We start from the raw sequence: 6368 nt of genomic DNA on the forward strand, positions 1-6368 counted from the left end.
GCAAAAGTATTATTTCACGCAGCATGGTTGTCAGCGGCGTCAGAGGCCGCCCTCGGGAATGGAAAAATCACCAACGGTAATGGGCGAATGCGCGGTTCGATTCGGCCATCTTGTGCATGTCCTCGCGGCGCTTCACAGCGGCACCGAGGCCGTTGGACGCATCGAGAACTTCGTTAGCGAGACGCTCGGTCATGGTCTTCTCACGACGTTGACGCGAGAAGTCAACCAGCCAGCGCAGAGCCAGAGTGGTGGCGCGGGCCGGGCGAACCTCAACCGGAACCTGGTAGGTAGCGCCACCGACACGGCGGGAACGCACCTCAAGGGCTGGGCGGATGTTGTCCAGAGCGCGCTTGAGAACCACCACTGGATCCTGCTCGGTACGCTCACGCACTGTCTCGAGCGCGCCGTACACGATGCGTTCAGCCAACGACTTTTTGCCGTCGAGCAGAACACGGTTGACCAGTTGCGAGACGATCTTGGAACCGTAAACCGGATCGTCGACAAGCGGGCGCTTGGGAGCTGGGCCTTTACGAGGCATTACTTCTTCTCCTTCTTCGCACCGTAACGTGAACGAGCCTGCTGGCGGTTGCGCACGCCCTGCGTATCAAGTGATCCGCGGACAATACGGTAACGGACACCAGGGAGGTCCTTCACACGACCACCGCGGACGAGCACGATGGAGTGCTCCTGGAGGTTGTGTCCCTCACCTGGGATGTAAGCCGTCACTTCGATGCCTGACGAAAGGCGCACACGGGCAACCTTGCGCAGCGCAGAGTTCGGCTTCTTCGGGGTGGCGGTGTACACACGGGTGCACACGCCACGGCGCTGAGGCGAGCCCTTGAGCGCAGGCGTCTTCACTTTGCCGCGCTTGGAGCTGCGCCCTTTGCGGACGAGCTGCTGGATTGTAGGCACTGAAAAATTCTCCAGTCGTTGTGCACTCTGATGACTGTGTTTGCCTGTGTCAGCAGCTGCCCCGTTGTCGGGCCAGTGTCCGGTTGAATTTCGCTGCCGTGAGTTCGGCGGCGGATCGTTGCCGGTTGACGAGGGCAAGCCACGCATCGTCGTGCGTTTTCTTGTGTGGTGCCCGGCGTAGCGCAGGCACCCTGGCTTCAGTCAGCCCGATATTGTCAAGTCCCCTGACTGGGCAGCGTTGATCCATCAGGGGCCGGCGCGCCATGATGTCCGACGGTTAGCGTGTTGCTCAGCTTGTTCTGCTGTGCACCCAGGCTGTGGGGCCTGCTGCCCGTGCGGTCAGAGAATGACGCCCGGAGCTCCGATGGCACGAGGGCGAGGGGGCGATGGCCGTCCGCTCGGTATCCTCCTTGTGGAGCCCGATGCTTGTATCACCGGTTGTGGCGCTGCGTCTTGATCACTGGTGCGATCAGTGTCGCATCGCCGCCAGATCGTGTGATCAAGCGGTCAGGTGACCCGATGTACTCGGGTTACCGCATTTCAGCTTAGTTTGTGGGCGGCGGGCACGTCAATTGTGTACGGCGTGAGCTAAGGCGCATTCTGGACGGAGGCGCGGTCGGAGTGGATTGTTAGGAATGGAGTCACGGGAACTTCCGACGCCTCGCGGCAGACCGCTTACGGCGACTGCCGGGCGACCTTCCAAGGAGGGCTTCCCATCGACCCCGTCCCTTCCTCCGCCCCTGCTCCTCTTACTCTTACTCTTACCCTTACCCTTACCCAACTGTCGATTTCAGCACGATCTTCGGCACTACCTTTCATAAAAACTGTTCTTGACCTGCGGTTTTAAAAAACATCTTGTCGAATCGCGCCTCGAGATCGACAGTTGGGTGAAAGAAAGGAAGGGAGGGAGTAGTGGAAGGAAAGCGGAAAGATTGCCCGGCGACCTCCCTGCAGAAGTTGTCCCGATGGAATCGTGGAATATTCCAAGGCGAACCGACCAGAGGGAATCCTCACGGCCGAGGGTACCCGCCCGGCTCAAGCCGAGTTATCCACAAGTATCACCCCTACCACCACCGTATCCACAAGTTGCCGCTCTTATTGCCGCATACGCCGCTTCCCCATGTCATGCTCTTTCAGCCATGCAACTCGACATAACCGTCCGCACGCCCAACACAGCCATCACGCATCCAGCTCTATCGCCACACAGTCAGTGCTCGACATCTGGGCACCCTTAGAAAGGAGGTATCCGAGTGACCACCTACATCGAGCACCTTCACCTCGCCACAACCTCGCGCCACCGCCGCCTCAGCGCCCTTAAGAAACAAACTGGTCAGTACTACGCGCGCGTTAAGCGAGGCGTCACGTGGCGCATCGATCCCAGCGCTACCCAGAGTGAAACGTGGAAGATCCGCAATGATGCCGCCTTGGCACGGATTGCGGCCACCTGTCTGACGCATCCGCACGCGACATTCATAGGCCCATCTGCAGCTTTGCTCCACGGCCTGTGGTGCTGGGACCGTTCGCCTGACGTTCACATCCTTACGCATGGCAGACCAGGAAACGAATCCCCGACCTTGCCTCGGATTGAGATTCGTTGCGGCCACCCTCGGCGATCCCCCATCGGAGCAAGCAGAATTTCTATCCCAGCTGCCCGAATAATGCGACACCAGGTACCAGCTGTCGGGCCGATACGCACGGTCAGAATCCGCGGATCCAGCATCGACCGCGGGCGTGAAAGCGACGTGTCGGGGTCGCGCCGTCGAATGCTGCTACGTGTGGCGACACTTGAGGACACGCTCATTTTGTGCGCTCTCACGATGCCGGCGAGCCACGCGTTCGTGACGCTATGCGACGGGATGCGTCGGCTGAGTCACTTCAACAAGCACCATCAGGACAGGTCTCGCAAGGCTGAAGAGCGTGTGCGAGCTGCTCTGGTCCGCCAGCTTAGTCGCTTTCCGAGGGGGCATCGCAATGTGGCTCGCGCGAGATGGCTCATACAGCATGCGGATGCGGGCTGCGAATCAATTGGCGAGGCGATGCTGCTGTGGATAGTTCGCAGTCGGAAGCTTCACGCTGTGCGCACACAGTTTGAAGTGCGCCAACGCCCAGCTGAGAGCCTTGCTGGAGCGCGCCCGGCGAGCGTGTACTTCATCGATATTGCTTTTCCGCGCGAGAAGGTCGCACTTGAATTTGACGGCCGCAGCAAACGAGGCGTGTCGCACTCACAGATCGCTCACTCTTACCAATCTGAGGGCAGGAGGCAGCGAGATTTGGAGGCGCGCGGCTGGGTTTTCGAACGCTTCATTTGGGACGATTTGCACCACCCTGAGCATTCGGCTGCGCGGATCGAAGCCCGGTTGCGTGGGACGCGCGTGGAAAGCGCTGATCGACGTATTGGTTCTCCGAATCGACGAGGGAGGCCGCGAGCGCCCGCGCGAGATCGGTGCCAACGAGTTGAATGCAGATGCCCTGAATGTGGTGCACTGTTGAATGTGCTTGCTTCGTGAAAGAACTGCCGAAAACTGCATGAAGGTGCCGAGCTCTACCTTGGTGGTACAGCTCGGCACCTAGAGACTAATCGGCGTGACTAAGCGTGCAAATCCGACAGGTCTTCGATCTGCGAATTAGTTGCTTACAGCGGCACACCAAGGTCTTTCAGGAAGTTGCGAGGGCCATCGTATTGGATCGCAATGAGGCCGGCGAACGCTGCGAGAGCGCCAAAAAGAACGAGCTTGAAGAGTTTCTTGATCACGGTGTCTCCTCCATTTGACTAGTGGATCAACGTAGTCAATTCTATGTGCTTCTCTGCGCCAATGCAGAGACTCGATACTGTTCTTCCGCCGTTAATAGTCTCCAATTCCCACCTCCTTCTCTCCCCTACTGTCGATTTCAAGGCCCATCCGACGGTTCTCTCCACGCATCTCGATCCACAAATGCCTGCTGGCCAGTGACGATGCGTGGGGCACCCTCGTCAATTGGGAGGATACGGCAGCCAAATCGACACTTGGGTGGACAGGGCGGCGGGGAGGGAAACAGCACCATTTTGCGACTGTGGCAACCAAGATCTGAAGAAACCTCGGACACAAAATCGCCAGAGGTCTCGGAAGCGTCACGGCACTCGATGTCAGAGCCAAAAGGCCACATCACGGCGCTCTTAGTGCCCGTTATTTGCCCCTCCACTTTGGGCGTCGCCACTGTCAGTTTCCTCAGGCGCTGCGCCTTCGGCACCGATATCCTCTCCAGCCAACTCGGCCCTCCGGTAAAGGCGCTCCAGCGCGTGAGCTGCACCTTCAGCCTGCATGCCGTTCGTCCAGTAGAGCGAATGAGCCGAGCGCTGAATACCTGTGCGCCGGCTCCCCTGGCAAAATAGATCCTCCGCAACGCAAAAGTCACGAATCCGGGTGGCAAATTCAGCTAAAGCCTGCGAGTGTCGCGGCAACATCCCGTTAAAACGCGGATCGTAGTCGCCGCGGTTATACGGCATCGACCCAACAAAACCAGGATCACCGTATAGCTCGACGGCAGCAATCGCCTTCCGCGCAGGCTCACTCAGTCGCTCGACATCGCCCATGATCAGCCGGTCTTCAGGCTTGCTCAGCGTCTCAGCGACAACGATCGCGCCCTGCGAATAACCCACGAGCACGTATTTCTGATTCGGGCACCGAGCCGCGCCATCTTCAAGCATCGCGGTCAGAGCTAAAACCCCGTCTTCGACGGAAGCATTAACGTCAAAACTAGCGGGATATTCCAGCGCAATGGCACGCGCGTCTTTCGACCATTTCTCAACGATCTCGCCCGCTACGGCATCAGTGAGGCCACCGCCGCCGGTCTCCTCATTCGTTCCACGCGCATTAATCGCCACGACGTCCACGCATTCTCCGGTGGTCATGAAAGACTGCTCGGCTGGATGGCTGGATTGGGACTGGTCGGGGGCAGCTTCGATGGGGTTGTCGGTTTCGATTTCCGATTGGTTCGACGAGGTTGACTGATTCGAAAGGGCGGATTGAGCGAGAGACTGCTCCGGCTCGGCAGGGCTGTTACCGGCCACACACCCGGCTGCAGTGAGTGCCGTCACAGCAATCAGCGCAGGTAGTCCGAGCTTTCTCATCCGTCACTCCCTCTCGGTTCCACCCAAATTCTACCCATTAACGAGGGAGACTCCCATCTACTGCTACACGCAGTACGCTCCAGATCGGCATCAGTGAGTTTTCTCGATGTTTCGGGCCGACTTTGACGATCCATATTCTGGGAATCGTCGGCAGATCTGTACTTTCCTTCTCCCTCTCCTTCCCTCTTTCCCCGTCTGTCGATCTGAAGGGCAGGTCACCGGCAATCGCACCCACGGACGAGGCATTTGCACTGGTCAGGAGTAACCTCACGGGAGGTAGAGCCGTGATGAATCCAGTGAGAGGCTTCCAGGTCGACAGGTGGGTGCAGAAAGAGTTTGATCCACAATTATGAATTGGGTCTGTACGGGCAGCAGTACTGTTCCGTAGTGTGGTGCACATGACACGACGATCACGACGCGCCGCGCGCACTAGGCTGCTGGTTCCAGTATTGGCTGGCTTGCTCACTCTGGCTGCATGCAGCCACGGGGAAGGCGGGAACCAGAGTGGCAGCGCTCAAAGCCCTCAATCCCACAGCGGGTCACACGAAGCGGCGCACAGCATACCCATGTCCGGTGAGTACCCGATTTTACCCAACGGGAAGCTCGGCAGGCCCGTGGACTGGGTGGACCACACGAACCACAACTGCCCAGTGCTGCCACCAACATGGACGCGTTCGGGGCACGCTACTTCGCCGAGTACTACCTCAACCTCCTCGCATACTCCATCAACACCGGCAACACCACCACCCTCAAAAAAGTCAGCAGCCCAGACTGCAAACTCTGCCAAGTCAACTTAACGAAAATCGCTGATCAATACGAAAAAGGAGGATGGGCGGAAGGCATAGGGTATGAGGTCGCCGAGTTCAACGATGTTCTCACTCATCCAGATGATGAGAATCTCTACTTCGTAGAAATGCTTGTCCAAGCAGCGCCATACACAAACTACTCAAATGACTCCATTTCTAACTACCCTGACAAAGAACTGGTATTCCAGGTAGAAGTCCAAGCAAGAGAGCGGTCCTTCGTCACCAAGCCGTTATACGCCGAATCACCTGAAAGCCCCCAGTCATGAGTGCATTCCATCTCGTCGAGCCCGTTTTAGCAATGTCATTTCTTGTCATGAGTGCACCTGTAGGAGACACAAATGACAGCTGGGATCAAGACATTCTTAAGGCAGACAATAACGTGCTGACTGTCAAACACACCTTTACCCAGGTGGTGTCGGTGCCTGGTGTGGAGGGTGCTGGCGTGGAGAATGTTGACGCCGCTGGTGCTGGTGGTGTGGTTGAGGTTGTTGAGGGGCCGGTTGGTGGGTTTCGTGTACCGGGCTGGCAGGTGCGCTGCAAGA

5 protein-coding genes are annotated in these 6368 nt (G+C 58.1%); 2 read left to right on the plus strand and 3 right to left on the minus strand.

The features are described 5' to 3' along the window. Positions 1 to 67: 67 nt before the first annotated feature. The 3 genes from rpsG to QP093_RS09355 all read right to left on the minus strand — a co-directional run bounded on the left by rpsG (position 68) and on the right by QP093_RS09355 (position 5020). Entirely contained in the window at positions 68 to 538 is a 471-nt protein-coding gene (rpsG, locus tag QP093_RS09345) for a 30S ribosomal protein S7 (protein ID WP_058237171.1), read from the minus strand. Then, a complete protein-coding gene (gene rpsL, locus QP093_RS09350) occupies positions 538 to 912 on the minus strand; it encodes a 30S ribosomal protein S12 (protein ID WP_058237858.1) in 375 nt (124 codons plus the stop codon). The genes rpsG and rpsL overlap by 1 nt, the downstream gene beginning before the upstream one ends. A 3154-nt stretch (positions 913 to 4066) precedes the next feature. Continuing rightward, entirely contained in the window at positions 4067 to 5020 is a 954-nt protein-coding gene (locus QP093_RS09355; protein ID WP_285016242.1) for a cutinase family protein, read from the minus strand. Positions 5021 to 5663: 643 nt separating this feature from the next. Between QP093_RS09355 and QP093_RS09360 the strand changes: the two genes are divergently transcribed. Further along, positions 5664 to 6092 carry a DUF6318 family protein gene (locus QP093_RS09360; protein WP_285016248.1) on the plus strand — a complete coding sequence of 143 codons (429 nt, stop codon included), beginning with the start codon at positions 5664 to 5666 and terminating at the stop codon, positions 6090 to 6092. Next, the coding region (locus QP093_RS09365; RefSeq protein WP_285016244.1) for a hypothetical protein at positions 6089 to 6368 on the plus strand (280 nt) is incomplete at its 3' end. The genes QP093_RS09360 and QP093_RS09365, both read left to right, overlap by 4 nt.

The organism is Pauljensenia sp. UMB10120, assembly GCF_030212035.1.
GTDB lineage: Bacteria > Actinomycetota > Actinomycetes > Actinomycetales > Actinomycetaceae > Pauljensenia > Pauljensenia radingae_A.

Coding starts and splice junctions, on each gene's coding strand:
- QP093_RS09355 (WP_285016242.1), bottom strand. CDS start 5,020: ATGAGAAAGCTCGGACTACCTGCGCTGATTGCTGTGACGGCACTCACT.
- rpsG (WP_058237171.1), bottom strand. CDS start 538: ATGCCTCGTAAAGGCCCAGCTCCCAAGCGCCCGCTTGTCGACGATCCG.